Source organism: Mycobacterium sp. IDUB_3 (assembly GCF_055419585.1).
In genome coordinates, this window is the sequence record NZ_JBVAXZ010000001.1 from 59,657 (window position 1) to 86,271 (window position 26,615).

22 protein-coding genes are annotated in these 26,615 nt (G+C 68.9%); 8 read left to right on the plus strand and 14 right to left on the minus strand.

The window, feature by feature from the left end; translation table 11 throughout:
- Window positions 1-21 precede the first annotated feature (21 nt).
- Complete coding sequence (locus tag ACZYVJ_RS00185; protein WP_463829154.1) at window positions 22-1,350, plus strand: aminotransferase class I/II-fold pyridoxal phosphate-dependent enzyme; 1,329 nt, start codon at window positions 22-24, stop codon at window positions 1,348-1,350.
- Between the two features lie 7 nt (window positions 1,351-1,357).
- On the opposite strand, the gene ACZYVJ_RS00190 is transcribed toward ACZYVJ_RS00185, so the two are convergent.
- From ACZYVJ_RS00190 to ACZYVJ_RS00220, 7 genes are all read right to left on the minus strand, one after another.
- Window positions 1,358-1,540 carry a hypothetical protein gene (locus ACZYVJ_RS00190; RefSeq protein WP_463829155.1) on the minus strand — a complete coding sequence of 61 codons (183 nt, stop codon included), beginning with the start codon at window positions 1,538-1,540 and terminating at the stop codon, window positions 1,358-1,360.
- Window positions 1,541-1,596: 56 nt separating this feature from the next.
- Window positions 1,597-3,327 (minus strand): malto-oligosyltrehalose trehalohydrolase, encoded by a 1,731-nt coding sequence (gene treZ / locus ACZYVJ_RS00195; RefSeq protein ID WP_463829156.1) that lies wholly within the window; start codon window positions 3,325-3,327, stop codon window positions 1,597-1,599.
- Window positions 3,320-5,620, minus strand: a complete 2,301-nt coding sequence (gene treY / locus ACZYVJ_RS00200; protein ID WP_463829157.1) for a malto-oligosyltrehalose synthase — start codon at window positions 5,618-5,620, stop codon at window positions 3,320-3,322. The genes treZ and treY overlap by 8 nt, the downstream gene beginning before the upstream one ends.
- A 3-nt stretch (window positions 5,621-5,623) precedes the next feature.
- Window positions 5,624-7,825, minus strand: a complete 2,202-nt coding sequence (gene glgX / locus ACZYVJ_RS00205) for a glycogen debranching protein GlgX (RefSeq protein WP_463829158.1) — start codon at window positions 7,823-7,825, stop codon at window positions 5,624-5,626.
- Between the two features lie 61 nt (window positions 7,826-7,886).
- The gene (locus tag ACZYVJ_RS00210) at window positions 7,887-10,046 is read right to left on the minus strand and encodes an acyltransferase family protein (RefSeq protein WP_463829159.1); all 2,160 of its coding nucleotides are present in this window, start codon (window positions 10,044-10,046) and stop codon (window positions 7,887-7,889) included.
- A 145-nt stretch (window positions 10,047-10,191) separates the two neighbouring features.
- Window positions 10,192-10,962, minus strand: coding sequence for an NlpC/P60 family peptidoglycan-binding protein RipD (gene ripD / locus ACZYVJ_RS00215; protein WP_463829160.1), 771 nt, complete (start codon window positions 10,960-10,962; stop codon window positions 10,192-10,194).
- 325 nt (window positions 10,963-11,287) lie between these two features.
- Window positions 11,288-11,764 (minus strand): hypothetical protein, encoded by a 477-nt coding sequence (locus ACZYVJ_RS00220; protein ID WP_463829161.1) that lies wholly within the window; start codon window positions 11,762-11,764, stop codon window positions 11,288-11,290.
- A 62-nt stretch (window positions 11,765-11,826) separates the two neighbouring features.
- Between ACZYVJ_RS00220 and ACZYVJ_RS00225 the strand changes: the two genes are divergently transcribed.
- The 4 genes from ACZYVJ_RS00225 to ACZYVJ_RS00240 all read left to right on the plus strand — a co-directional run bounded on the left by ACZYVJ_RS00225 (window position 11,827) and on the right by ACZYVJ_RS00240 (window position 15,560).
- Window positions 11,827-13,137, plus strand: coding sequence for an adenosylmethionine--8-amino-7-oxononanoate transaminase (locus tag ACZYVJ_RS00225; protein WP_463829162.1), 1,311 nt, complete (start codon window positions 11,827-11,829; stop codon window positions 13,135-13,137).
- 78 nt (window positions 13,138-13,215) lie between these two features.
- Entirely contained in the window at window positions 13,216-14,361 is a 1,146-nt protein-coding gene (locus ACZYVJ_RS00230; RefSeq protein WP_463829163.1) for an 8-amino-7-oxononanoate synthase, read from the plus strand.
- Between the two features lie 9 nt (window positions 14,362-14,370).
- Window positions 14,371-15,051, plus strand: coding sequence for a dethiobiotin synthase (bioD, locus tag ACZYVJ_RS00235; RefSeq protein WP_463829164.1), 681 nt, complete (start codon window positions 14,371-14,373; stop codon window positions 15,049-15,051).
- Window positions 15,051-15,560 (plus strand): 2'-5' RNA ligase family protein, encoded by a 510-nt coding sequence (locus ACZYVJ_RS00240; RefSeq protein ID WP_463829165.1) that lies wholly within the window; start codon window positions 15,051-15,053, stop codon window positions 15,558-15,560. Before bioD ends, ACZYVJ_RS00240 begins: the two co-directional genes overlap by 1 nt.
- Window positions 15,561-15,580: 20 nt before the next feature.
- Here ACZYVJ_RS00240 and ACZYVJ_RS00245 read toward each other — a convergent pair whose 3' ends face one another.
- The 6 genes from ACZYVJ_RS00245 to ACZYVJ_RS00270 all read right to left on the minus strand — a co-directional run bounded on the left by ACZYVJ_RS00245 (window position 15,581) and on the right by ACZYVJ_RS00270 (window position 23,115).
- The gene (locus tag ACZYVJ_RS00245) at window positions 15,581-16,993 is read right to left on the minus strand and encodes a mechanosensitive ion channel domain-containing protein (RefSeq protein WP_463829166.1); all 1,413 of its coding nucleotides are present in this window, start codon (window positions 16,991-16,993) and stop codon (window positions 15,581-15,583) included.
- Entirely contained in the window at window positions 16,990-19,170 is a 2,181-nt protein-coding gene (locus ACZYVJ_RS00250; RefSeq protein ID WP_463829167.1) for an adenylate/guanylate cyclase domain-containing protein, read from the minus strand. Before ACZYVJ_RS00250 ends, ACZYVJ_RS00245 begins: the two co-directional genes overlap by 4 nt.
- An 81-nt stretch (window positions 19,171-19,251) precedes the next feature.
- On the minus strand, window positions 19,252-20,616 hold the full coding sequence (locus ACZYVJ_RS00255) for a hypothetical protein (protein ID WP_463829168.1): 1,365 nt from the start codon (window positions 20,614-20,616) through the stop codon (window positions 19,252-19,254).
- A complete protein-coding gene (locus tag ACZYVJ_RS00260; protein ID WP_463829169.1) occupies window positions 20,613-20,975 on the minus strand; it encodes a hypothetical protein in 363 nt (120 codons plus the stop codon). Before ACZYVJ_RS00260 ends, ACZYVJ_RS00255 begins: the two co-directional genes overlap by 4 nt.
- 3 nt (window positions 20,976-20,978) lie before the next feature.
- On the minus strand, window positions 20,979-22,811 hold the full coding sequence (locus ACZYVJ_RS00265) for a hypothetical protein (protein ID WP_463829170.1): 1,833 nt from the start codon (window positions 22,809-22,811) through the stop codon (window positions 20,979-20,981).
- 112 nt (window positions 22,812-22,923) lie between these two features.
- The gene (locus ACZYVJ_RS00270) at window positions 22,924-23,115 is read right to left on the minus strand and encodes a hypothetical protein (RefSeq protein WP_463832772.1); all 192 of its coding nucleotides are present in this window, start codon (window positions 23,113-23,115) and stop codon (window positions 22,924-22,926) included.
- Between the two features lie 135 nt (window positions 23,116-23,250).
- Between ACZYVJ_RS00270 and bioB the strand changes: the two genes are divergently transcribed.
- From bioB to ACZYVJ_RS00285, 3 genes are read left to right on the plus strand one after another with little or no spacing between them, the layout of a single operon-like run.
- Window positions 23,251-24,288: a biotin synthase BioB gene (gene bioB, locus ACZYVJ_RS00275; RefSeq protein WP_463829171.1), complete on the plus strand. Its 1,038-nt coding sequence runs from the start codon at window positions 23,251-23,253 to the stop codon at window positions 24,286-24,288.
- 29 nt (window positions 24,289-24,317) lie between these two features.
- Window positions 24,318-24,545, plus strand: coding sequence for a biotin synthase auxiliary protein BsaP (gene bsaP, locus ACZYVJ_RS00280; RefSeq protein WP_064883538.1), 228 nt, complete (start codon window positions 24,318-24,320; stop codon window positions 24,543-24,545).
- Window positions 24,542-25,201: a DUF2567 domain-containing protein gene (locus ACZYVJ_RS00285; RefSeq protein WP_463829172.1), complete on the plus strand. Its 660-nt coding sequence runs from the start codon at window positions 24,542-24,544 to the stop codon at window positions 25,199-25,201. The genes bsaP and ACZYVJ_RS00285 overlap by 4 nt, the downstream gene beginning before the upstream one ends.
- Here the strand turns inward: ACZYVJ_RS00285 and ACZYVJ_RS00290 are convergent.
- Window positions 25,196-26,536, minus strand: coding sequence for a lipase family protein (locus ACZYVJ_RS00290; protein ID WP_463829173.1), 1,341 nt, complete (start codon window positions 26,534-26,536; stop codon window positions 25,196-25,198). The two genes, ACZYVJ_RS00285 and ACZYVJ_RS00290, sit on opposite strands and share 6 nt — an antisense overlap.
- Window positions 26,537-26,615: the final 79 nt, after the last annotated feature.

Consider the following 26,615-nt stretch of genomic DNA (forward strand, 5'->3'; position numbering starts at 1 on the left):
TCCTAGTACATAATATGTTGCGTGCCAGTACAAAGCAGCATAACCGGAACGGGCGCGGAGTCCATAGCCGCCAGCATCGAAGCGGCGATCTCGGCCGGCACCCTGGCGCCCGGCGACGCGCTCCCGCCGGTGCGCGAGCTGGCCGTCCAGCTCGGCGTGAACGCCAACACCGCGGCCGCGGCCTACCGGCTGCTGCGTCATCGCGGGGCCGTCGAGACCGCCGGCCGGCGCGGCACCCGCGTGCGCCATCGCCCGGCGACCAGCCCGCGCTCGCTGCTGGGCCTCGACCTGCCGGCGGGCGTGCGCGACCTGTCGACGGGCAACCCGCACCCGGACCTGTTGCCCATCGCCGGCGCCGCGCTGGTCGGCCCGGGCGCCGGGCGCCCCGTGCTCTACGGCGAGCCGGCCCTCTCGCCAGCGCTGGAGGAATTCGCCCGCCGCGCGCTGGCCGCGGACGGGATCCCCGCCGATCGCCTGGCCGTGACCAGCGGCGCGCTGGACGGCATCGAACGCGCGCTCACCGCGCAGCTGCGCCCGGGTGATCGCGTCGCCGTCGAGGATCCGGGCTGGGCCAACCTCCTCGATCTCCTTGCCGCACTGGGGCTTTCGGCCGAACCGGTGCGGGTCGACGACGACGGCCCGCTGACCGGCGACCTGGCCCGAGCGCTGGGGAGTGGGGTGCGTGCGCTGGTGCTCACCAACCGCGCCCAAAATCCTACGGGCGCTGCGCTTTCGGCGGAACGCGCCGACTCGCTGCGTCCGCTGTTGACGCGGCGGGCCGAGGACCTGTTGCTGATCGAAGACGACCACTGCGCGGGCATCTCCGGAGCACCGCTGCACACCCTGGCCGGCTGCACCGCGCATTGGGCGTTCGTCCGCTCGGCGTCCAAGGCCTACGGCCCCGACCTGCGGGTCGCCGTCGTCGCCGGCGACCACCGCACGATCGAGCGCGTGCACGGCCGGTTGCGGCTCGGGCCGGGCTGGGTGAGCCACTTGCTGCAGCGGCTCGCGGTCGACATGTGGTCCGACCGGGCGGCCGGGGAGCTGGTCGCGACGGCCGAGCGGCACTACGCCGACAGCCGCCAACGGCTCTGCGACGCCCTGACCGAACGCGACCTCCCGGCGCACGGCCGCTCGGGGCTCAACGTGTGGGTGCCGGTTCCCGACGAGGCGGTCGCGGTATCTCGGCTGCTCGGCGCGGGCTGGGCGACGGCACCGGGCAGCCGGTTCCGGATGAACACGCCGGCGGGCATCCGCATCACGATCTCCGACGTGACCCCGGACGAGATCGACTCACTCGCCGATGCGGTAGCCCGGGCGGTGCATCCGGCCGGGCGGGCAATTGTGTAGCCGCAGCTCAAGCGCCCTCGTCATCGTCGGTGGCGCCCGGCCCGGGACCGCTCCACAACAGCTCCACGCTGGGATACGGCGGCATGTCGTGACGCACGGTGCGGCGCCCCGACGCCTGATTGGTGGCGCGGCGGCGCGGCTTGCACAGACAGATCCGCCGCAATGGGTGACCGAATTCAGATTGATTCATGGCGGAATCATCGGGGGTGGGCCCGCCGCCCCGCTATTCAGTTATCCACAGCCCGCTCAGACCGACAGGATGGCGACCGAATGGCCTTGTAGCACAGTCCCGTCGGCATCGACGGCCGGCTCGTCCCAGGCCAGCACCACGTCGCCGCCGAGCGGGACCCTCACCTGCTCGGCGCCGAGGTTGCACGCGATGCGCAACCGGCCCCGAGAGACGATGATCCAGCGTTCGTCCTCGTCGTAGTCGACCGCGAGGTGTTCCAGCCAGGGATCGGCCAGGTCGGGGTGGTTGCGCCGCAACGCGATCAGGTCGCGATACAGCCGGAGCAGCCGGGCGTGCTCGCCGCTGTCGACTTCGGCCCAGGCCAGTTTGGAACGCGCGAACGTCTGGGGATCCTGCGGGTCCGGAATCTCGTCGGCGTCCCAGCCGTGCTCGGCGAACTCGGCCTTGCGTCCTTCGGCCGTAGCCCGCGCAAGCTCCGGTTCGGGGTGCGAGCTGAAGAACTGAAACGGGGTCGATGCCCCGTATTCCTCACCCATGAAAAGCATGGTGGTGTAGGGAGATCCGAGCGCGAGCGCGGCCTTGATGGCCAGCTGGCCGCCGGTCAGGTTCTGCGACGGGCGATCTCCCAGCGCGCGATTGCCGACCTGATCGTGTGTGCAGGTGTAGGCGACCAGCCGGGTGGCCGGGATGCCGGATTTCTCGCTGGTGTCCAGCGGCCGCCCGTGGCGGCGATGCCGGAACGACGAATAGGTGGCGGCGTGGAAGAAGCCGTGGCGCAGCGTCTGCGCCAGGGTGGCCAGGCCGCCGAAATCGCCGTAATAGCCCTGACGCTCGCCGGACACCGCGGTGTGGATGGCGTGATGAATGTCGTCGGCCCATTGCCCCGTCAGGCCGTAGCCGCCACGATCGCGCGGGGTGATCAGCCGCGGGTCGTTCAGGTCGCTCTCGGCGATCAGCGCCAGCGGGCGCCCCAATTGCTGTGCCAGCCAGTCCGTTTCGGTGGCGAGCTCCTCGAGGATATGGATCGCGGTGGTGTCCACCAGCGCGTGGACCGCGTCCAGCCGCAGGCCGTCGGCGTGAAAATCGCGCATCCAGCGCAGCGCGCACCCGATGATGTAGCGGCGCACCTCGTCGGAATCGGCATCGGCGATGTTGATGCCCTCGCCCCACGGGTTGCTCGCCGACGACAGGTAGGGGCCGTACCGCGGCAGGTAGTTGCCCGACGGGCCCAGGTGGTTGAAGACGGCGTCGATCAGCACCCCCAAACCCTTGGCGTGGCAGGCGTCGACGAAGCGTACCAACCCGTCTGGGCCACCATAGGGTTCGTGCACGCTGTACCACAGCACGCCGTCGTATCCCCAACCATGGGTGCCGGCAAAGGAATTCACCGGCATCAGCTCCACGAAGTCCACGCCCAGATCGACCAGATAGTCCAGCTTCTCGATGGCCGAGTCGAACGTGCCGGCTTCGGTGAACGTGCCCAGGTGCAGCTCGTAGATCACCGCGCCCTCAACCGTGCGGCCGGACCACCCGGTGTCGGTCCACGTCGCGGCGGCCGGATCCCACAACTGCGAGCGAGCGTGTACCCCCTCGGGCTGGCGCGCCGACCGCGGGTCGGGCAGCACGGTGGGGTCGTCGTCGAGCAGGTAGCCGTAGCGGGCGTCCGGCGCGGTGTCCACGCTCGCATGCCACCAACCGTCACCCGAGCGCCTCATGGCGTACGCCCGGCCGTCGACGTCGAGCCGAACCTGCGCGGGTTTGGGCGCCCAGACCCGGAATTCAGTCATGGTGGCGCTCCAGCAGAACCACCGGCAGATCGGCGAACAATTGGGTCGCCGACGTCGGGCCGTCGGCGATCGCCCCGGTGAGCGCGTCCTTCCAGGTACCGTCCGGAAGCGGCAACACCGTGTTACCCCAGCCCCTTTCGGTCAGCCGCACCGTCCACCGGGTCACCGCCACCACGATGTCCTCGCCCCGCCGGAACGCCAACACGTGATCGGCGGCGTCTCCGGCGGCCAGCACCGGGACGTAGTCGCCGTGCAGGAAGGCGTCCGGATGGTTACGGCGCACGCGCAGTGCGGTGGTGACAACCCGGATCTTCGGATGCTCCAACGCCTGCAGGGCCGCGCGACGGGCGGCGTAGTCGACGGGCCGGCGATTGTCCGGGTCGACCAGGCTGTCGTCCCACAGCTCGGTGCCCTGATATACGTCCGGAATCCCGGGCACGGTCAGCGCCAGCAGCTTCTGGGCCAGCGCGTCACTGGCGGCATGCGGATTGAGTTGGGCGACAAGCTCGGTCAGCTGGCCGGCCACCGGGCCGTCGAGCACGGTGTCCAGCCACCGGTGCACCGCGTCCTCGAACTCGGCATCCGGGTCGTTCCACGAGGTGTGCCAGGACGCTTCCCGGATGGCCTTCTCGGTGTAGCCGTGCAGTCGGTCACGCAGTGCGTCGGTGACCTCGCCGCTGACGGGCCACACGCCGAAGATGTTCTGCCACAGGAACTGTCCGGTCGCTGGATCGGGGGAGGGCGCGGCCATCTCCCAGCGCGTGAGGAACTCGGCCCACAGCGACGGCACCTGCGACAGCACCGAGATGCGGGCCCGCACATCCTCGCCGCGCTTGGTGTCATGGGTGGTCAGTGTCGTCATGGTCTGCGGCCACAGCCGGGCCCGGGTGGCGGCGCTGTGATGGAATTCGGCCGCGCCGACACCGAAGCGGTGCGGCTCGCCGCCCACCTCGTTCAGCGAAACCAGCCGGGCGTCACGGTAGAACAAGCAGTCCTCTACGGCCTTTGCGGTGACGGCGCCGCACAGCTGTTGCAGCCGGGTGGCAGGCTCACCGCCGCGGGCCAGCGCCGCGGCCAGCACCTGCAGCGCGGGTCCCAACTCCGGTGCGGCCGCCTCGGTTTCGGCCAGGGCTGTCGGCAGCAGCGCGACCAGGCCGGGGTAGTCGCATCTGTACACCCCGATATGGGTGAGCAGCGCCGCCACCGCCTCGGGCAGCTGCGGGTGGTCGGCGCCCGCCGTGGCCACGATGCTGCGGCGCAGTCGGCGCAGCTCACTGGCCAACGTGTCGGTGGCCGAGCGGATCTTGAGGTCCACCAGCATGTCCGGCATCGCCTGGTAGTCCACGCCGGCCGACTCCACCAGCGCGGTCAGCGCCGGCGCGCCCGTCGGATCCACCAGGACGCCACCGGTCTCGCGCAACACGTCGTAACCGGTGGTGCCGCCGATGGGCAGGGTCGGCTCGAGCGCCTCGTCGACGGCCAGGATCTTCTCGATCACGATCCAGGCCTGCGGGCCGGTCAGTTCGCGCAGCCATGCCAGATACCCGCACGGGTCGGACAGGCCGTCGGGGTGGTCGATGCGAATGCCGTCGACGAGCCCCTCGGCGAACCACCGCCCGACTTCGGCGTGCGTGGCGTCGAAGACGGCACGATCCTCCTGACGCAACCCCGCGAGCGAGGTGATCGAGAAGAAGCGGCGGTAGCCGCAGACGCCGTTGCGCCAGCCCACCAGCCGGTAGTGCTGGCGGTCGTGCACCTCGGGGCCGGTGCCCCCCGCGGTGCCGGGCGCGATCGGGAACGCCAGATCGCCCAGGCGTAACAGGTCACCGTCGACGGTGAGGCCGGCGGCGTCGTCGTCGGAGCCCAGCACCGGCAACACGATGCGACCGTCGTCGTCGAGGTCCCAATCGATGTCGAAATATGTTGCGTAAGGCGAAGATCGGCCGTTCCGCAGGACGTCCCACCACCAGGGGTTCTGCCGGGGCGCGTCGATGCCGACATGGTTGGGCACGATGTCCACGATCAGGCCCATGCCGCGCGCCCGCGCCGCCGCCGACAGCCGCGCCAGGCCGTCGGCGCCGCCGATCTCGGGTGACACCGTCGTGGGGTCGGTGACGTCGTACCCGTGGCTCGACCCCGTGGTCGCGGTCATGATCGGAGACAAATACAGGTGCGACACCCCGAGGTCGTTCAGGTAGTCGAGCAGGTTTTCCGCGTCGGCGAAGGTGAACGCGAACCCACTGGCCTCACCTCGCAGTTGCAGCCGGTAGGTGGCGATGACGGGCAAAGCCATGCGTTACTGCGTCTTACGCAATACCAGCAGGGAGCGCGAGGGCAGCGACACCTTCTCCTCGGCGGTCACCACCTGGTCGGCTCCCTCTTTGCGGCCCGTCGGTTCATTGGTGTCCAGTTCCACGGTCCACTCTTTCGCATAGTCGGTGTTCGGCGTCACGAACTCCACCGGATCTTCACCGGCGTTGAAACACAACAGGAATGAGTCGTCGACGACCCGTTCACCGCGTGCGTTGGGTGCGCTGATGGCCTCACCGTTGAGGAACACCGCCACACACTTGTGAATGCTTTCGCCCCAATCCTCGTGCGTCATCTCGCGGCTACTCGGATTCAGCCAGGCGATATCGCGCACCTCGTCGCCAGTTCGGATCGGCTCACCCTCGAAGAACCGGCGCCGGCGGAACACCGGATGCCGCTTGCGCAGCGTGCTCACCCTGCGGGCGAACGCCAGCAGGTCGGCATTCTTGTCGACCAAAGACCAGTCCATCCAAGATAATTCGGAGTCCTGGCAATACACGTTGTTGTTGCCGTTCTGCGTGCGCCCGAACTCGTCACCGTGGGCGATCATCGGCGTGCCCTGGCTGAGCATCAGCGTCGCCCAGAAGTTGCGCATCTGGCGGCAGCGCAGCTCGATGATGTCGGGGTCGTCGGTGGGGCCTTCGACGCCACAGTTCCACGATCGGTTGTGGCTTTCCCCGTCCCGGTTGTCCTCCCCGTTGGCCATGTTGTGTTTTTCGTTGTAGGACACCAGGTCGTTGAGCGTGAACCCGTCGTGCGCGGTGACGAAGTTGATGCTGGCGCTGGGCCGTCGACCGGTCACCTCGTACAGGTCCGACGACCCGGTCAGCCGGGAAGCGAACTCGCCCAGGGTTGCGGGCTCGCCCCGCCAGTAGTCACGCACAGTATCGCGATACTTCCCGTTCCACTCGGTCCACAAACCCGGGAAGTTCCCGACTTGGTAGCCACCCTCGCCGACGTCCCACGGCTCGGCGATCAGTTTGACCTGGCTGACGATCGGATCCTGCTGCACCAGATCGAAGAACGCGCTCAATCGGTCGACGTCGTGCAACTCGCGGGCCAGCGTGGCGGCCAGGTCGAAGCGGAACCCGTCGACGTGCATATCGGTCACCCAGTAGCGCAGCGAGTCCATGATGAGCTGCAGCACGTGTGGGTGGCGCGGGTTCAGGCTGTTGCCGGTGCCGGTGTAGTCCTTGTACAACCGCAGGTCGGTGTCGACGAGCCGGTAGTAGGCGGCGTTGTCGATGCCGCGGAAGTTGATGGTCGGACCGAGATGGTTGCCCTCGGCGGTGTGGTTGTACACCACGTCGAGGATCACCTCGATGCCGGCTTCATGGAAGCTGCGCACCATGGACTTGAACTCGGGGACGCTGGACGTTCGGTTGGCCGCATACTCGTTGTTCGGTGCGAAAAACCCGAATGTGTTGTATCCCCAGTAGTTTCGCAAACCCAGGTCCAGCAGCCGGAAGTCGTGCATGAATTGGTGCACCGGCATCAGCTCGATGGCGGTGACCCGCAGCGACTTGAGGTGGTCGATGATCGCCGGATGGGCCAGGCCGGCATAGGTGCCCCGAAGCTCCTCGGGGACGCTGGGATGGGTCTGCGTCATCCCCTTGACGTGGGCTTCGTAGATGACCGTCTCGTGATACGGGGTCAGCGGGGCGCGGTCCGATCCCCAGTCGAAGAACGGGTTGGACACCGCGCTGGTCATGGTGTGGCCCAGCGAGTCGACCATGGGGGGAGTCCCCGGGTCGAGCCCGTCGGCGTTGGGCCCGTTCGGGTCGACCGCCTTCATGTCGTAAGAGAACAGTGCCTGGCCGAACGTGAAGTCGCCGTGAAAAGCCTTGCCGTACGGGTCGAGCAACAGCTTGCTGGGGTCACAGCGGTGACCGGCCGCCGGGTCGAACGGGCCGTAGACCCGGAAGCCATAGCGCTGGCCGGGGGTGATGTTGGGCAGATAGGCGTGCCAGACGAATCCGTCCACCTCTTCCAGGGGAATCCGTGACTCGCAGCCGTGATGGTCGATCAGGCACAACTCGACCTTCTCGGCGATTTCGGAAAATAACGAGAAGTTGGTTCCTGCGCCGTCGTAGGACGCGCCGAGCGGATACGGGTTTCCCGGCCAGACGGTGGCCAGCTTGGGTTGGTGATTACCGCCTGCTTCTGAAGCGGGACTGTTAGTTGACACCTAACGACCTTATCCGCGCGCGGTTGCGCTCACTCGCGTAAGCGGCCAGGAGTAAGGCGGGTCACCACCAGCCGGTGGCCTCGGCGATCTGGCGGCCCAATTCGGGTGTCATCGTCCGCACGTAGGTGGGGGTCAGGTGGTGGGCGCCGTGGTAGATCAGGATGTTTCCCTCGACCGGACGGCACACGTCGGTGCGGCAGATCGCGTCCGACATGTCGAGCACCTTGAGCTGCGGGAACTGTTCGACGAAGTCGAGCGTCTGGTTGCGGTCCGAGAGCAGGTCGGAACGCTTGATCGCGCATGACTGCGCGGTGCCGCCCCGCTTGGCCAGGCAGTCCGCCGGGTCGAACGGCTGTCCGTTCTTCACCAGCCACGGGGTGTCTCGCATGCCGAGAACGGGAATGTTGTTGTCGGACAACGTCTGCCAGATTCCGATATAGGTGGCTGGCATCACATCGCCGCTCTTGATGTTCCATGGCCGGGTGGTGGTGGTGAAGACGTAGTCGGGCCGGTCGGTGACCAATTTGGTCATCGTGCGTTGCACCCACTCGCGGCACTGCGGGTAGGGGGCGTTGTTGCCCATGATCAGCGGAACCTGCTCGGTCGACAGCGGGCAGCCCATCTTCAGATACGTCACGACCTTGAAGCGGTGCATCTTGCCCAGGATGTCCAGCGCGGGTAGCCAGTGCTCGGCGTGTGACCCACCCGCCAGCGCGATGGTCCGCTCGGCGGCCAGATCGCCGTAGGTGCAGGTGACCACCGCGGGGTTGACGAAGTCGCTGATGCAGCCGTCCCGGGTGGTGGCGGGCAGGTCCTGTTTGACCTCCAAGACCGTGGGCCGCATCGGCAGCGCGGGCACCCGCACGCGTTCGGTCAGCGCACGCGCGCCGGGATAGTCCTGCGGGTTGAGGACGCTGAGCTCCTTGCCGGCCGACCGCAAGACCGTGACGTGCTGACGCCAGGTGAATGACGTCGCGGTCAGCGTCACGCCCAGCAGCACGATGGCCGATCCGAGCGCCATCGTCGGCCGGGCCAGGCGCGTCGGCCACTGCCTGATCGGCGCCGGCGCCCTCGCCGGCTTCGACGAGGCGCGGTAGCGCAGCGGGTCCTCGACGAGCCGGTTGGTCAGATAGGCCAGCACGCCGGACACCAGCAGCAGCACCACGCCTTCGACGAAGTTGGCGGGCTTGTGGCCGCTGTAGGACAGCCAGAAGATCAGCAGCGGCCAGTGCCAGAGGTACAGCGCGTATGCCATGGCGCCCAGCTCCACCAGCGGGCGCGTCGCCAGGATCCGGTTGGGCAACGGCAACCGGCCGCTCTGCAGGTTGGCCCCGACGAGGATCAGCAGCATGGCGGCGCCCACCGGCACCAGCGCCCACGGGCCGGGGAACTCCTGCACGCCGTCGATCAGCGCCCCGCAGGACAGCACCGCGCCGAGCGCGACCGTGGCCACCACCGTCCGCACCCACATCGGCCAGCGGACCCGGGTCACCAGCGCGCCGACCAGCGCGCCCAGCAACAACTCCCAGCCCCGCGCGAAGGTGTTGTAATAGGCGGCCGCCTGGTCCTGCTGGTGCGCGACGATCGCGTAGACGAACGAGGCGACCGTCAACGCGGTCAGCACGACCAGGAACGAGATCCGCAGCCGGGCGCGGCGCGTGCGCCCGAACAGGTAGGCCAGGCCGGCGATCAACAGCAGGAAGCTGACGTAGAACTGGCCCTGCACCGACATCGACCAGATGTGCTGCAACGGACTGACGGCTTCGCCCGCCCGCAGGTAGTCCGAGGCGGTGTTGGCCAGCTCCCAGTTCTGGTAGTAGCCGAGGCTGGCAAGGCTTTGGTCGGCGAATGTCTCCCAGCGGGTCTCCGGTTGAACCAGGATGGTCAGCACCGCGCAACCGGCCAGCACCACAACGAGAGCGGGAACCAGGCGACGGATGAGCCGGACCACCTCGGCTGCGGGCGACAGCGTCACGGCCGGGTTCAGCGCAGCGCGAATGACCTTGCCGCCGAAGAAGAATCCGGACAGCGCCAGGAACACGTCCACGCCGCCGGAGACGCGTCCGAACCAGATGTGGAAGACGGCGACCAGCGCAATCGCGATGCCGCGCAGGCCGTCGAGGTCGTAGCGATAGAACCCCTGCGACCCCGCATTGCGCACCCCCGTGGCCCCCGGATCGGCGGTGGCGTCCGGTGTGGGAGAGGGTGACAGGGTCTGCATGATCGACAGTTAATTTACCGAAAACCCGCCCCCCGCTCCCGACAGCTCGCGGCGGGGAGGCTGCTCAGGCGGGTCGCTGAGCTTCCGCGCCGGGCGGCGGGGGAGCAAGTGGCGGGCGTCGGACGGCCGAAAATCGACCGGGAAATTACCTGCCGATGCCGGCGCCGGTCGGCTGCAACGGCGACTGCTGGGTCGGCAGCTGCTGGACGGGCGCTTGCAGGAACGGCGACTGCTGCAGCGGTGCCTGCTGCGTCGGAACCTGCTGCAGCGGTGCCTGCTGGGTGGGCAGTTGCTGCGGCGTCTGCTGTTGCGGCGCCTGCTGCAGCGGGGTCTGCTGTTGCGGCGTCTGCTGCAGCGGGGCCTGCTGGGTAGGCAGTTGCTGCGGCGTCTGCTGCAGCGGTGCCTGCTGCGCCGGCGCGGCGGCCCCGAGAACCCGGACCATGTAGGGCGTCATGCCGTTGGTGCGCACCGGTGAGACCTGCACGACGTCGCCGACCTCGAGCATCTGGTTGTTGCCCAGGTACATCGCGACGCTCTGAGTGCCCTCGGGGCCGTAGAAGATCAGATCACCCTTGCGGGCCTGCTGCGGGACGATCTTCTGGCCGGCGCGGTAGATCGCGCCCGACGACCGCGGCAGCTTGATGCCGGCGCCGGCGTAGGCATACTGCATCAGCCCGGAGGCGTCGAAACCGACGGTGTTGATGCCGGTACCGGTGCCGCGGGTTGGGCCGTTGATGCCGCCACCGGCCCAGGAGAACGGCACACCGCGCTGCGACAGACCGCGGGCGATCACCACGTCGGTGGCCTGCTGATAGTCCATCGACCTGGCGCCCGGGTCGGCGGTCGCGATGGTGGGGACCACCATCGGCGCCCCCAGCAGGGCTAAACCGATCGCGAAGGCGTAGATGCGTTTCATTGTTCTTGGCCTCTCAGGCGCTCAATGGCCTCGGCGCGGTGACCTCGCGCGTCCGCCCCCGGTTCATGGACTAAGCGAGGCCCCCACGCTGGGGCCGGACGCCGTCCATGGCACATGCGAAGTGAATCAGCGGTCAGGCTGTATTCACATCAGTCACACAAGCCACTTTGACAACAGATGTTGTTGGCCGCCAGGTCCACGCGGGATTATTTGTCGTACCGTGACCGGACGGTGACTGGCGCGCCGAATCTCGTATGCCCAGTTGTGATTTCGGTCTCACTCGGCCGCGAAATCGCACGTCCGTCCGGCGCCCGCGGCGGAGCGATCAGAGCCAGTAGCGTTCGCTGAACATGGTCAGCAGCGACCCGGCCACCGAGCTGACCATGACCAGCGCCAGCGCCAGAACCGGCCAGAAGGACATGTACCAGCCCTTCAGGATCGACACGACCGGCCCGATGACCGCCGCGGTCATGGCTGCTCCGATACCGCCCCACACCACCGGGTGGATGTACAAATCCAGCCCGTAGGGCACCGGCCCGCAGGTTTCGTCCTCGCAGACGTTCGCCAGGAAACCGAAAAGCCGTGTCGGCCAGGTCGTCGCCGTGGCCAGCACCGCGAGCAGGATCAGCAACACGACGGTGCAGACGACGTCCCACGGCGCCAGCCGCACCCGGATCACCCGGGGAGCCTCGTCGTCGTAGTCCACCAGCGGGTAGTGCGTCTCCCTGGACCAGCCGGGCCCCGGCGCGGGCCCGGCCTCGGATCCCGGCGCTGCGCTGTCGGGCTGCTGCGGCGTAGCCATGATGTCCCATGCTTCCCGACGTCGGAGTTTTGCGCGAATCGGCTGCTTTACGCTCGATCACTATGCCCGCGGCGAAGGCCGGGCTGACGCCCGAGCAGATCAGCGCGATCGACGCCGCGCACCTGTGGCATCCCTACAGCACCATCGGCGCCGAATCCGTCGCCCCCGTGGTGGCCGTCGGCGCCCGCGGCGCCTGGCTCACCCTGATCCGCGACGGCAAGCCGCTCGAGGCCCTCGACGCGATGAGCTCCTGGTGGACAGCGATCCACGGGCACGGCCATCCGGTGCTGGACGCGGCGCTGACGGCCCAGCTCGGCGCGATTAACCACGTCATGTTCGGCGGGTTGACCCACGAACCGGCGGCGCGACTGGCCCAGCTGCTGGTCGACATCACCCCGGCGGGGCTCGAGACGGTGTTCTTCAGCGACTCCGGATCGGTGTCGGTGGAGGTGGCGGTGAAGATGGCCCTGCAGTACTGGCGCAGCCGCGGCCGGCCCGGCAAGTACCGGCTGATGACCTGGCGCGGCGGTTACCACGGCGACACCTTCACGCCGATGAGCGTCTGCGACCCCGACGGCGGCATGCACTCGCTGTGGACCGACATCCTGGCCCGGCAGGTGTTCGCCCCGCAGGTGCCCCGCGACTACGACCCCGGTTACAGCGCGGCGTTCGAGGAACAACTGGCCCAGCACGCCGCCGAGCTGGCGGCCGTCGTCGTCGAGCCCGTCGTGCAGGGCGCCGGCGGCATGCGCTTTCACGACCCGCAATACCTGCGCGACCTGCGCGACATCTGCCGGCGGCACGACGTGCTGCTGATCTTCGACGAGATAGCCACCGGCTTCGGGCGCACCGGAGAGCTCTTCGCCGCCGACCACGCCGGTGTGGGCCCGGACATCATGTGCGTCGGTAAGGCGCTGACCGGGGGATATCTGACCCTGGCCGCGACGCTGTGCACGACCGAGATCGCGCACACCATCAGCGGGGGTGAGGCCGGAGCGCTGATGCACGGCCCCACGTTCATGGCCAACGCGCTGGCCTGCGCGGTGTCGGTGGCCAGCGTCGAGGTGCTGCTCGGGCAGGACTGGCGGGCGCGGGTCGGCGAGATCGGCGCCGACCTCGCGACCGGGCTCGAGCCGGCCCGGGCGCTGCCCGGCGTGCGCGACGTGCGGGTGTGCGGCGCCATCGGCGTCATCGAATGCGAGCACGCGGTCGACCTGGCCGTCGCCACCCCGGCGGCCCTGGACAACGGCGTCTGGCTGCGGCCGTTTCGCAACCTGGTCTATGCGATGCCGCCCTACATCTGCACGCCCGACGAGATCGGCCAGATCACCTCGGCGATGGTGCAGGTCGCGCGCCTCGTCGGCCAGCAGTGACGACCCGTCCCACGCGAGCGGGAAGTACCCCAGCGCCCGGCTTCGCCGCGCTGGCGGTCGCCACTAGGCTGAACGCCGATGAAGGCACCGATCGAGGTTTCGCCGCTGGCCTGGCTCGAGGCGGTGGAACGGCAGCGCCGCGAGGCCGGGCTGCGCCGCTCACTGCGGCCGCGTCCCGCCGTGGCCACCGAGCTGGACCTGGCCTCCAACGACTACCTCGGGCTCTCCCAACACCCGGACGTGATCGACGGCGGGGTCGCCGCGCTGCGCATGTGGGGCGCCGGGGCGACCGGGTCCCGGCTGGTCACCGGTGACACCGAGCTGCACCAGCAGTTCGAGGCCGAGCTGGCCGAGTACGTCGGCGCGGAATCCGGATTGCTGTTCTCCTCCGGCTACGCGGCCAACCTGGGCGCGGTCGTCGGCCTGTCGGGCCGGGGTTCGCTGCTGGTGTCCGACGAGTACTCGCACGCCTCGCTGGTGGACGCCTGCCGGCTGTCGCGGGCGCGGGTGGCGGTGACGCCGCATCGCGACGTCGGTGCCGTGGAGGCGGCGCTGCGGGCCCGCGACGAGGAGCGCGCGGTCGTCATCACCGAGTCGGTGTTCTCCACCGACGGCGCGCTGGCGCCGCTGCGGGAACTGCACGAGGTGTGCCGCCGGCAGCGCGCCCTGCTGATCGTCGACGAGGCGCACGGCCTGGGCGTGCGCGGCGGCGGCCGCGGCCTGCTGCACGAGGCCGGGCTGGCCGGCGCGCCCGACGTGGTCATGACCACCACCCTGTCCAAGGCGCTGGGCAGCCAAGGCGGCGCGGTGCTCGGGCCGGCGTCGGTGCGGGCGCACCTGATCGACGCGGCGCGCACATTCATCTTCGACACCGGCCTGGCCCCGGCGGCGGTGGGCGCCGCGCGGGCCGCGCTGGGCGTGCTCCGGTCCGAGCCGTGGCGGGCGGACGCGGTGCTGCGCCACGCCGCCTTCCTGGCCGAGGTCTGCGGGGTGCCCGAGACGCCGCGCTCGGCTGTGGTGTCGGTGATCCTGGGCGATCCGGACGTGGCGGTGGCGGCCGCGACCGCCTGCCTGGACGCGGGCGTGCGGGTGGGATGCTTCCGGCCCCCGACCGTGCCCGCCGGGACGTCGCGGCTGCGGCTGACCGCACGTGCGTCGCTGGACGACGCCGAGCTGGAGGTCGCGCGCCGGGTGCTGACCGATGTGCTCGCCAAGCTGGGTTGAGGCGCGCCGGTGACGGTTCTGGTCGTCACGGGCACCGACACCGGGGTCGGCAAAACGGTCGCCACCGCGGCGCTGGCCTGCCACGCCCGTCAAGCCGGCCTCGACGTCGCGGTCTGTAAACCGGTCCAGACCGGCATCGACGCCGGAGACGACGACCTCGCCGAGGTGGCCCGGCTGTCCGGGGTGACCGAGCTGGCCGGGTGCGGCCGCTATCCACAGCCGCTGGCGCCGGTGGCCGCCGCCGAGGCGGCCGGGATGCCGCTGCCCACCCGCGAGCAGCTGCTGGCGCTCATCGGGGAGCTGGACCGCCCGGGGCGGCTGACCCTGGTGGAGGGCGCCGGGGGACTGCTGGTCGAACTCGGCGAAAACGGTGTCACCGCACGCGATCTCGCCGTCGCGCTGGGCGCGGCGGTGCTGGTGGTGGTCGGCCCGTCGCTGGGCACCCTCAACCACACTGCGCTGACTCTGGAATCCATTGCCGCGCAGAATCTTTCGTGCGCCGGTCTGGTCATCGGCAGCTGGCCCCGGCGGCCAGGGGTGGTGGAGACGACGAACCGGCCCGCGCTGGCCCGGCTGGCCGCGGTGCGCGCCGTGCTGCCCGAAGGTGCGGCGGCGCTGGACTCCACCGCGTTCGCGGCTCTGTGCGTCCAGGCGTTCGACCGCGACTGGGTCACCTCGCTGGTGGGCTGATGGTGCACTCCATCGAGCTGGTCTTCGACCGCGACACCGAGTCGGCGATCCGGAACATCTGGGCAGCGTTGGCCGCGGCCGGAATTCCCAGTCAGGCACCGGCCAGCCGGCCGCACGTGACGCTGGCCGTGGCCGACGGCATCGCCGCCGACGTCGACGAACTGCTGAGCCCGGTGAGCGAGCGGCTGCCGCTGCGCTGCCTCATTGGTGCGCCGGTGTTATTCGGCCGCGCCAGTGCGGTTTTCGCGCGGCTGGTGGTGCCGACCGGCGAGCTGTTGGACCTGCATGCCCAGGTGCACCGGCTGTGTGGTCCGCATTTGTCGCCCGGCCCCATGCCCAACAGCCTGCCCGGTCAGTGGACCGCGCACGTCACGATGGCCCGGCGCGTCGGCGGCGCTCAACTCGGGCGGGCGCTGCGCATCGCGGGCCGGCCCGCCCAGATCGACGGCAGCTTCGCGGGTTTGCGCCGCTGGGACGGCAACAAGAAGACCGAGTACCCGATCCGTTAGTGGCGATCGCCACCATCGGATTAGGCGCCGGACGTCGCGAACTCCGGCGCGGTGGCCGCCTGAATCCTGGCGCGCCGCTCATCGATGGTGCGGCCCAGATCTTGGAGCAGCAGCGGCTTGCCCGTCACGAGCTCGACCAGGTGATCGCGATCGATCTCCAGCGCGGTCACTTCGTTGATGGCCTGCGCGTCGGCGAGGTTGGGCTGGCGGGTCAGGGCGGTCACACCCAGAAACGAGCCCTCCTCCAGTCCGCCGACCGCGACGACCGATCCGTCCGTGGCCGTCGCGCTCAACCGCACGCCACCCTCGATCAGAAACGTCATCCTGGCCGGAACGCGGCCGGCGTGCTCGACGATCTCGTTTGCCCCGTACCGAACGATCTTCGCGTGCGACACCAAGGCCTGCTGATCCGGTTGGCTGAGCCGCAACGCCGGCGCCACCACCGTCCGGACCGCCTTCTCGATGCGCTCGGTCGTGGAGATGTCGTCCTCGGCGCCGTCCAGGTGCAAACCCTCGCGCCGCGCCGCGTACCACAGCCAGCGCAGAAACGCCGCTTGCGCGGCGGCGTCGTCCGCGGGTGACTTCAGCCCGACGGTGACCCGGTACTCGGCGGACCCGGTGGGCGCCGACGTCGCCACCGCGTCGGGCCTGCGCTGCGGCAACGCGTTGGCGACCCGCTCCAACAGCGCGCACACCCGGTCCGGCGGATCGATCTCGGAAAAGGTTGTGGTGATGCCCAATTGGTGCCCGCCGGGCGGACGGCTGAGATTGGTGAACGAGGTGGTGGCCAGCACCGAGTTCGGCGTGATCTGCAGCCCGCGGCCGGATTCGATGTGCACGGACCGCCAGTTCGCCTCCACGATCCGCCCCCGCGCCGACGGGGTGTCCAGCCAGTCGCCGATCCGGAACGGCTGCTCGAACAACATGAACAGGCCCGACACGATCTGGCCGACGGAGTTCTGCAGCATCAGGCCGATGACCACGGAGGTCACCCCCAGCGCGGTGAACAGGCCGCCCACCCGCACGCCCCAGACGTAGGAGAAGATGACCGCCAGCCCGACGCCGATCAGCACGAACCGGGTCACGTCCAGGAAGATGCCCGGGATCCGCTGGCGCCAGGAACCCTGCGGTGCACCCTCGAAAACCGTTGCGTTGAGCCCGGACAGCAGCAGCACCAGCACCACGAAACCGAATACCGTCGCCAGCACCCGGACCGACGTGAACTGGGCCGGCATCCTTGCCACGTTCACGAGCAGCACCAGCAGGGCGCCCAGCGGGATGAGGTAGCTGCGCAACAGCAGGACCGGCCGCGCCAGCGGACTCCTCTTGCGGACGAGGCTCTGGTGCCATTCGGTGAGGGCGATCAGCGATAGCGGCAGGCCGAATACCACCCCGGCGGCCCAGTAAAGCGATGACGAGTCAAAGGTTTTCACTGTCCCTGCCCTTCCGAGAGCTTCCAGATCTGCTGCTCGACGCCGCCGACGGTGATGGTGCCCGCCGGAGTGAATCGGCGGATGTCGTGCATCACCTCGTAGACCTTCGCGGTGACATAGATGCCCGATTGTGTTGTGCTGCCGCGTGTTTGATGAGCCAGGTTGACGGCTGCGCCCCACATGTCGTAGACGATGCTGGTCCGCCCGACCAGTCCGCTGATCACATTGCCGGTGTTGATACCGGCGCGCAAGGAAAGGTGGTAGCCGGTCTTGCTGTTGAAGCGCGTGATGATGTCTTGCATCTCCACGGCGAATTCGACGGTGCGCTGGACGCTGTCCAGCCGGGGAAAGTTCAGGCCGCAGCTGGCCAGGTAGCCGTTGTGCAGTGTGCGGATGGGCTCGATGCCAAGGGACTCCGCCGCCGAGTCGAGTTCGCGGATCAACTCGTCGACCATGCCGACCAGTTCGCGCCCGGAGAGCTTGCCGGAGATGTCGTCGAGGCCGAAGATGTCGGCGAAGATGACGGTGACGTCCTGGTGCTCCTGGGAGATGGTTTGTTCGCCGTCGCGGTAACGCCGCGCCATCGGCTCGGGCATCAGCGAAGCGAGCAACCGGTCGTTCTCCTTGCGCTGTTCGGTCAGCAGTTCCTCTTTGATCTGCAGGTTGCGGCTCATGTCGTTGAAAGCGGCCATCAGCTCACCGATCTCATCGCGCGAGGTGACCGGGATCGCGACGTCGTAGTTGCCGGCGCTGATCTCTCGGGCCCCGGCCTGCAGCCTGCGAATGGGCCGCACAAAAATCTGGGCGACCAGCAGCGCGGCCATGCAGATGACGAAAACCATTGCCGTCGTGGTCAATATCAGTGTCTGGGTCAGCGACGCCACGCGGGCGTTGGCCTCCGAGGTCTCCCTGGTCGCCACGATCGACCAGTGCAGGTCGGAATTCGGCAGCGACAGTGGGGCATAGGACGCGAGCTCTCGCCGGCCCAGATAACCGGTGTCCGTCACAGTTCCGGTCTCGCCGCGTTGCGCGGCGCGCACGGCCGAGGTGGCGACGGGCTGGACCAGCGTGGTGCCGCCCCATCGCATCGCGGTGTCGACGGTCTCGCGGCGGGCGCCGGCGGCCAGCGCCTCACGCCGGTATCGCTGCGGGTCTTCCAGAAACAGTCGCGAATCGGAGCGCATCAGGTTGTCCGGGCCCGCCAGATACGTCTCGGCGGTCTGACCCATGCCCGCGGCGCGCCACTGCTTGTCGGCGGTCATGATCCGATTCACCTTGGCGATCGGCAGCGGCAGCGCCAGCACTCCGGCCGGTCTGCCCGGCGGCCCGATCGGCGCGACCAACCACGCAATGGGCTGACCCAGCTGGGGCTGATACGGCTGAAAGTCGGTGATCCACACGAAGTTCACCGAGTTCGCGGCCATCGCCTTCTCGTAGGCGCCCCGCAGATTCGACTGGCGATACGGACCGGTGAGGACGTTGGTACCCAGCGAGGCGCTTTTCCGCACGGTGTAGACCACGTTGCCGCGGGCGTCGATCAGCAGCGCGTCGCGGTACTCGAAGCGGGTGGCGATCTCGCGGAAATAATCGTTGAATCGGGCGTTGGCGGCCGACCAGGCGCTGCCGTCGCCGGCGTCGTCGGGCGCGGACCCATTCGAAGACCCTTGCGCCGCAACGGTGTAGTGCGCCTGCAGATAGCGCTGTGAGTTGTTGCTGGGCAACACGGCATCCAGGGCCAGCTTGTTCCCGGTGTCGCGCTCCAGCGGTTTGATCAACCGCTCGTTGTAGAAATCCACCAGGGCCCGCTGCTGCCCGGGGTCGACGGGCGCGTTGGCCAGCTGGTCGAAGCCGGCCGTGAACTCCTGCACCGCCTCGAGCGCGGTGGTCCCCCGGCTGTAGACCACCAGCGAATCCGATAGGTCCGAGAACAATGTCTCGATCGCGCGCTTTTGCGCCTCACGCAGCTGGGTCGTCCGCTCCGAAGCCGCGGGCAACAGCGCATTGCGCGCCGCGACGTACTCGACGGTCCCGATCACTCCCAGCGACGCCAGGCTGGACACCAGCAGCATCAGCATCACCTTGGACTGGATGCTGATCCAGGACAGCGCTCGAGGGCGACGCCTTTTCTTCCGGGCCGGGTTCGGTTCGTCCGGGGGGATCGACTCGGTCGGGCGCATCAACCGACCGGGTGTCGGGTCGACCCTCGACGCCACGGCGCCGCGTCTCGCGATGGCGTTAGGAAGCGCACGCCCCGACGCCTACCCCCCGAAGAGCAGATACAAACCGGTGAAGGTGTAGCCGACCATCACCAGCATCATGGTCAGCTGGCCGGTGAGCTGATGGCCGGCCGGCAACAGTCGCAGGGCTTTGTCGTGGGCCGCGATCACCGCGACGATGTGCCCGGTGACCACACAGGTCACCTTGATCGCGGCCAGCACCGGCGGGTGCATGGACAAGACGTAGGCCACCTGCAGATGCGCCAGGCCGAGCAGGTTCCACCCGTGCCCGAACGGGTCGGCCAGCGCGAACACCGCCTGCTGTCCACGCTCCACCAGATAGGACAGGTAGTGCGCGAAGATGTAGCCCACCACGATCGGGATCAGCGAATGCGCCATCTCGCCGGGCAATTCGCGTCGCCGCTGCGCGGCAACCCCGCCGGTGGCGCGTGCCGCGAGCGAAAACGTCACTGCCACAACGCAAACGAAGACGATCAGTCCCACGGTTCGCAGTGCCGACGACGCCAACGTCGGGGGAGCGCCGAAGTCGCGGGTGAGCTGATCGGAGAACCCGCGCCACGTCGGCGACGACGAGAAGCTGTCGAACGCCGTCGAGCCGAGCAGCACCGCCAGCAGCACCACGACGCCCGGCCGCACCGGCAGCGACGGCAGATGGTCGAGCGGGTTTCCGACGACGATCTTTGCGGTCTCCCGGTTGCGCCGAAACGGCGAGAGCCGCGAGACGGCCATGCTGTACACGCCGAACGGGTCGGCGCGGGCCAGCCAGCGCTGCCCGCACAGCCAGGCGCCGACCAGCATCAACACGGCGTAGGCGGCTATCCACGTCCTGACCCACGGCAGTGACGCCGGGTTCGGGCTGGCCAGCTCCATCCAGACGAAGGCGAACAGGCCGAACGCGGCTGGCCGATAGCCCCAGCCCTCGGGGTAGGACAGCCGGGGCCGGCCCAGCCGCTCCGGGATGACGCGACGCAGCAACAGATACACCGTGCGCATCGGCGACAGCACCCGCCACACCGGCCCGATGGCCAGCGACAGCGCCACCAGCCCCACCCACAGCAGCACGTAGAACGCGCCGAGCAGAGCGTTGGACTCCGATTCGGGGCCCCACACCCCGGCGGCCACCGCCCACGCCGCGAACACCAGGGCCAGCGCGGCAACGACCCACCTCGTGACGCGGGAGTCGACGAACGTCGTCAGCGCCGTCGGCAGGGGCCGCCCGGGCTTGAGCGGATCGAACCGCGGCCGCCGCCAGGCGAAGGCCACCAGGGCGAACGTGAAGGTCAGCGCCCATGCCGCCCCGACCATCGCGTAGGCGTAGGGCACCGGAAGGTCACCCGACCCACCGAGGCCGTGCGCGAGCACCACCGCCGCGGCGGCGGAGCTCACGACTGGACTTGGATCGTTGCGATGGTGCGGTCCAGATGGTGCAGCTCCACCGCGACGTTGCCGGGAACGTCGACGGCGAATCCGAACGTCTGGTTGGGAGCGGCCGCGACCTGGAACTTGTGATCCGGCGTCGAATGCACGTGCAGCTCGTCGGTGGCGTCGCTGGTCACGTGCAGGGTGATCTGCTGATGCACCTTGGCCTGCAGCGTGGCGTTGGTTGGGGTGACCTGCCCGTTGGCGATGGTCACGTCGATCATCAGCGGTGCGGCCGGGGACTTACTGGTCGAACCGCCGCAGCCGACCAGGCCACAGACCAGCGCCACCGCCCACGCTGCGATGAGAGTGCCTCGAAGCGTCATGAATCACGCCGCCCGCGGGATCTGCTGTTTGTCCTCGACGGGTTCGGGCTCGGTGACCGCATAGCCGAGCCGGCCCGCACCCCAGGTCAGGCCCGCGATCACCATCAACGTCAGGAACAGCACGACGAAGGAGCCGGCGGTGAACAACCACACCGGGGCGTTCTGGTCGCGTTCGCGCTGCAGGATGGTGATCTCCTGCACGAACGGCCGGTTCATCGCCGACAGCGCCGGGACCTCGGGCGCCGGAATCGCGTCGTCGGCCGGCTCGTAGATCGGCACCGCGGTCATCGTGTAGCCGTCCTGAACCCGCAGCAGGGTCTTCCACGATCCCCAGACCGGCAGCGGCCGGGTAGACCGATAATGGCCGGGGCCGACCTCCTCGAGACGGTCGATCTGCAGACCGCGGTGGTTCTCCATCCGGCCCTGCCACGACAGGATCGTCACCCAGTCCGGATGCGCGCTGACCATGTCGGCCGGCTGGAGTTGGACGTCCGCCGACACCATCCGTTTCCCGGGTGCGCTCGGCACGTCGGTCAGCATGATGGTCGCGTTGTTCTGCCGCGGAACAATGATGTGCAGTCCGTTGGCGACGGCGCCGCCGATCACCAGCACCGTGGCCACGATCACCGAGATGCCGACGGCCCGGCTCGGGAGCCGCTGCCCGGTGAGCACCAGGCCGAACAGGGCTCCGCACATGCCCATCAGGACGGCGACCGGTACGGCCATCGCCAGGGCCTCGCCCCACATGCTGACCGGCCAGGGGTAGTGGTAGACCGCCGAGATCCACAGCGACTCCAGCCACAGCCCGACGGTGCCCACACCCAGGCCCGCGACGGCGCCGAAAACGATGGGGCGCTTGAACACCGGCGTCAACGCGACCAGCTCGACGGCCAGCGCGGGGCCGAGATACAGCGGGAACCAGTTGATCGGGGCCCCCAGTATCGGCCCCACCAGCAGCGCGACACCACCGCGTAGGGCGATGGCGAAGATCGCCGAGATCAGCGCCGCACCCCGCCCCATGGTGATGCGCGCGGCGACCGCCGCCAGCCCCGCCGCGGCGGCGATCATCATCGGCTGCAGGACCAGCCGGAATTGCTCGACGCCGAAGTCGTATTCGATCTGGTAGACGGACAAGCCGATGTACATGCCGCCGAAGGACAGGTAGCGCAGGAAGGTGATGAAGACGCCGTGGTAGACCTCCTCGCCCTCTTGGGCCTCACCTTCTCGCTCCAGCATCAGCACCGCGAACAGGGAGAAACACGCGCCGCCGATCATCATCAAATGCGTTGGGCCCCAAAGGGTTACATCCTGGCCAAAGATGCGGTGCCAGATGTCGTCGAGCGGGAAGCCGATCATCGCGTACAGCCCGCAGCCGGCCATCAGCACGCCACCGACCGGGGCGTGCCAATTCCGCGTGATCCGCACCGCCGCCGGGCCGGGCTTGTCGAACGGCAGCACGACCGCCGTCATGCCCCCCAGGAAGATTCCGAACAATCCGATGATGATGAAGTAGTGCGCCGGGTTGGCCAGCGGGCCGGGGTCGCGGCCATTGCCGATGTGCCAGCTGACATCCCAGATGAATCCGAACAGCGCGCAGATGATCGATGTGGTGAACACCAGAACCGGCAGGGCAACCCAGCCGGGCCGATGGAATTTGTCGCCGACCTTGTCGGCGACGCGCGTCAACCACTGAATGCGATGAGTGCGATGGGCGTGGCCCACCCACAGCAACAGCAGGGTGATCACCGCCGCGGCGACCGAGAGTCCGATCACCTGATTCAGCCCCGCGCCGCGTGCCGGTGCCTCGGCAACAATCATCAGTTCATTCGAACGCATCGTCATGCCTCCCAACCGCGCCGGGCTGCCCCGGAGGATCCGATTCCGTCAACCGCTTATTACTGTCAAGTAGGTTCGCGATTGTTTGTTTAATGCCCCGATGCAGGGCTCGTCAATCACGCTTCTTGTCGGGCGTGTCGGGATGGGAGGCGTCGGTTGCCGAACCCGCGGCGTCGCGGCCCTCACGGCGGTCGCGCAGCGCGATGTACAGGATCACCCCGACGACGATCACCGCAGGCAGGAACGCCGGCGCCGCCAACAGCAGGTAGTGGTGGGCCAGGAATTCGACGTGCGGAGTCACGATGGTCGTATACCCATAGGTAGGTCGTCCACTTCGGCCGTTACCCTACTTTGAACAACTTTTCATTCACCGCTGCCATCACCACGTGGCAGATGTGTCCCCACGCGCGGACACGAAAAAGAGGCAAGGGAGTACCTGGTGACTCAAGCGGCAACTCGACCGACGGCCGTAACCGGCAACGACGAGGACATCTTGGCGGTGGCCCGGCAGCAGGTGCTTCAGGACGGCCAGGGATTGAGCCGGGACCAGGTGCTGCGGGTGCTGCAGCTGCCCGACGACCGCGTCGACGAGCTGCTGGCGCTGGCCCACGACGTGCGGATGCGCTGGTGCGGTCCCGAGGTCGAGGTCGAGGGCATCATCAGCCTGAAGACCGGCGGCTGCCCGGAGGACTGTCACTTCTGCTCGCAGTCGGGGCTGTTCGCGTCGCCGGTGCGCAGCGCGCGGCTCGACATTCCCAGCCTGGTCGAGGCGGCCAAGCAGACCGCCAAGTCCGGCGCCACCGAATTCTGCATCGTGGCCGCCGTGCGCGGACCCGACGAGCGGCTGCTGGCCCAGGTCGCGGCCGGCATCGAGGCGATCCGCAACGAGGTCGAGATCAACATCGCCTGCTCGCTGGGGATGCTGACCTCCGAGCAGGTCGAGCAGCTCTCCGAGATGGGTGTGCACCGCTACAACCACAACCTCGAGACCGCCCGCTCGTTCTTCACCAACGTGGTGACCACCCACAGCTGGGAAGAGCGCTGGGAGACGCTGTCGATGGTCCGCGACGCCGGCATGGAGGTCTGCTGCGGAGGCATCCTCGGCATGGGCGAGACCCTGGAACAGCGCGCGGAATTCGCGGCCGAACTGGCCGAACTCGGCCCCGACGAGGTGCCGCTGAACTTCCTCAACCCGCGCCCCGGCACCCCGTTCGGCGACCTGGAGGTGATGCCGGCGAGCGAGGCACTGAAGTCGGTGGCCGCGTTCCGCCTGGCGCTGCCGCGCACCATGCTGCGATTCGCCGGCGGCCGCGAGATCACGCTGGGCGACCTGGGTGCCAAGAAGGGCATCCTCGGCGGCATCAACGCCGTGATCGTCGGCAACTACCTGACCACGCTGGGCCGGCCCGCCGAATCCGACCTGGAATTGCTCGACGACCTGCAGATGCCCCTCAAGGGGCTCAACGCCAGCTTGTAGGCCGGCTTCGCGGCTAAGGTTGGAGACTTGTGGTTGGCGATTTGGGCGCTGCGGTCAGCGCGGGCGTCTACAACGTCTACACCGGGGAACTAGGGGGCACCTCAGTGCCGACAGCGGCTCAGTTGGGTCTTGAGCCTCCCAGGTTCTGCGCGGCGTGCGGGCGCCGGATGGTGGTGCAGGTTCGCCCCGACGGCTGGCGCGCGCGCTGCTCGCGGCACGGTGAAGTCGATTCCGGCGATCTGGAGACGCAGCGGTGACCGCGCCGGCCGCGACCGATGCGCCTCCCGTCGCCGTTTCCCGGCGGGCCCGGGCGCGCGCGCTCCTGATCGTGGCCCTGGGGTCGGCGGTCACCGGGGTGGTGCTCGGCGGAGTGTGGGCGTGGATCGCCCCGCCGATTCGTGCCGTGGTGGCCCTCACCCGTTCCGGCGAGCGGGTACACGACTATCTGGGCAACGAGTCCGAGCACTTCTTCGTCGCGCCCGCCCTGCTGCTGGGGCTGCTGACCGTGCTGGCGGTGGTCGCCTCGGTCGGGGTGTGGCAGTGGCGCGAGCACCGCGGGCCGGCGATGGTCATCGCGCTGTCGGGCGGCATGGTGGCGGCGGCCGCCCTGGCCGCGGCGGTGGGGGCGGGGCTGGTTCGGCTGAGCTACGGCGCCCTGGACTTCGATGCGGTCCCGCTGGCGAAGAGCCCGACGGTCGCGTACGTCACCCAGGCGCCACCGGTGTTCTTCTCGACCGCTCCGCTGCAGATCGCGGTGACCCTGTTATGGCCTGCCGGCATCGCGGCCCTGGTCTACGCCGTGCGGGCGGCCGCGGACGCCCGCGACGACCTGGGTGCGCTCCCGGCGCAGCCTAGGCCTGCCGAAGCGCTCCCGGTGGGAGGCGGAGGCACCGCCGGAGCGCCCGTCTCATAGCGGGCGGCGGCCGATCTTGCGGCCGGTGATTACCTTGGCCGCGATCTTCAACAGCCGGGCCATGCCGACGTAGGTCATCGGGTTGAACATCGTCGGCCACGTGGTGCGGACCAGGTGCTCGGTCAGCGGGCGGCCTTCGAAGCGATCCGTCAGCCAGCGCAGCGCCATCGGCGCCGACAGCGGATGCAACATCATGTGCTCGTTGAAGGCGTCGCGGTGGTAGGTGACGTGCGCGCCGCCGGCCGAATACGCGTCGGCGAGCACATCGATGTCGTGGACGTCGATCAGGTAGTCGTGCACGGCCTGCACGATCAGCACCGGCGGCGTCGGCACGGCGGCACCCAGCTTGATGTGGTCGAAGACATAGGTGACTTCCGGGGTGGACAGGATCTGCTCGAGCGGCTGGTCGAGGTAGTCGCCCATGTTCTTGCCGGCCATCCGTACCACGGCTTCCACCGTCGTCATCTTCTCCAGCGAGTCGAGCAGGGCGCGCCCCTCCTCGTTGGTGTGCTCCCGGATCACCCGGTCCAGATCGGGATAGATGTGCGCGAGCGCGGCCACCACCAGCGCGGGAAGCCCCGACAGGAAGCTGCCGTTGAGCCGGCGGAAGGTGTTGCCCAGGTCCCCGACGGGTGAGCCCAGCACCGCGCCGACGATGTCCAGCTCGGGTGCGTATTCGGCGCAGATCTCGGCGGCCCATGCGCTGGCCAGTCCGCCACCCGAGTACCCCCACAGCCCGACAGGGGCGGTCGAGGACAGGTTGAGGCGCTCCGAGTTGCGCGCGGCCCGGATGCCGTCCAGGACGCGGTAGCCGGGTTCATACGGTGCGCCCCACAGGCCGCGCAGGCCTTCGTGGTCGGGTACGGAGACGGCCCACCCCTCGGCCACGGCGGCGGCGACCAGGAAGAGCTCGAACTGGCCGATGGCCCCCAGCGCCTTCGCCCGGCGCCGCAGCGCGTAGGAGGGGAAGCAGCGCGACGAGACGGCGTCGATCGCGCACTGGTAGGACAACAGCGGGCAGGACTGGCCCGGAGCGAGGTCGGCGGGGACGATCACCGTCGTGGCGGTGGCCTCCGGCTCGCCGTTCATGTCCATGGTCCGGTACAGCAGCTGGACGGCCTTGATGGGCTGCGGGATCAGGCCGAGGAACGCCAGCTCGACGTCGCGGGAGCGCAGCACGGTTCCGGGTTCGGCGTGCTGGAATCCCAGCGGCGGCTGGTAAAACGGGTCGTCCGAGGGCAGCAGCGGACGCACCTTGTGCTGCAGTTCCTCGTGCGGCGGCCGGGCGATCCATTCCGCGCCCTGCGTGCCTGCGAGGTTGCCGAGCTCAGCCATTGAGGCTCCCTTCGTGGCCACCCGGCATTGTCGCGCACAAACGGCAGGTAACCAAAACGTAATCGCCGCAGTGTGAGCG

Bases quoted from the DNA above. Each gene is read 5' to 3' on its own strand.
- ACZYVJ_RS00225 (WP_463829162.1), top strand. From the start codon at position 11,827: ATGCCCGCGGCGAAGGCCGGGCTGACGCCCGAGCAGATCAGCGCGATC.
- ACZYVJ_RS00240 (WP_463829165.1), top strand. From the start codon at position 15,051: ATGGTGCACTCCATCGAGCTGGTCTTCGACCGCGACACCGAGTCGGCG.
- ACZYVJ_RS00230 (WP_463829163.1), top strand. From the start codon at position 13,216: ATGAAGGCACCGATCGAGGTTTCGCCGCTGGCCTGGCTCGAGGCGGTG.
- ripD (WP_463829160.1), bottom strand. From the start codon at position 10,962: ATGAAACGCATCTACGCCTTCGCGATCGGTTTAGCCCTGCTGGGGGCG.
- ACZYVJ_RS00210 (WP_463829159.1), bottom strand. From the start codon at position 10,046: ATGCAGACCCTGTCACCCTCTCCCACACCGGACGCCACCGCCGATCCG.
- ACZYVJ_RS00290 (WP_463829173.1), bottom strand. From the start codon at position 26,536: ATGGCTGAGCTCGGCAACCTCGCAGGCACGCAGGGCGCGGAATGGATC.
- ACZYVJ_RS00220 (WP_463829161.1), bottom strand. From the start codon at position 11,764: ATGGCTACGCCGCAGCAGCCCGACAGCGCAGCGCCGGGATCCGAGGCC.
- ACZYVJ_RS00265 (WP_463829170.1), bottom strand. From the start codon at position 22,811: ATGCGTTCGAATGAACTGATGATTGTTGCCGAGGCACCGGCACGCGGC.
- ACZYVJ_RS00190 (WP_463829155.1), bottom strand. From the start codon at position 1,540: ATGAATCAATCTGAATTCGGTCACCCATTGCGGCGGATCTGTCTGTGC.
- treZ (WP_463829156.1), bottom strand. From the start codon at position 3,327: ATGACTGAATTCCGGGTCTGGGCGCCCAAACCCGCGCAGGTTCGGCTC.
- treY (WP_463829157.1), bottom strand. From the start codon at position 5,620: ATGGCTTTGCCCGTCATCGCCACCTACCGGCTGCAACTGCGAGGTGAG.
- ACZYVJ_RS00250 (WP_463829167.1), bottom strand. From the start codon at position 19,170: ATGCGCCCGACCGAGTCGATCCCCCCGGACGAACCGAACCCGGCCCGG.
- ACZYVJ_RS00260 (WP_463829169.1), bottom strand. From the start codon at position 20,975: ATGACGCTTCGAGGCACTCTCATCGCAGCGTGGGCGGTGGCGCTGGTC.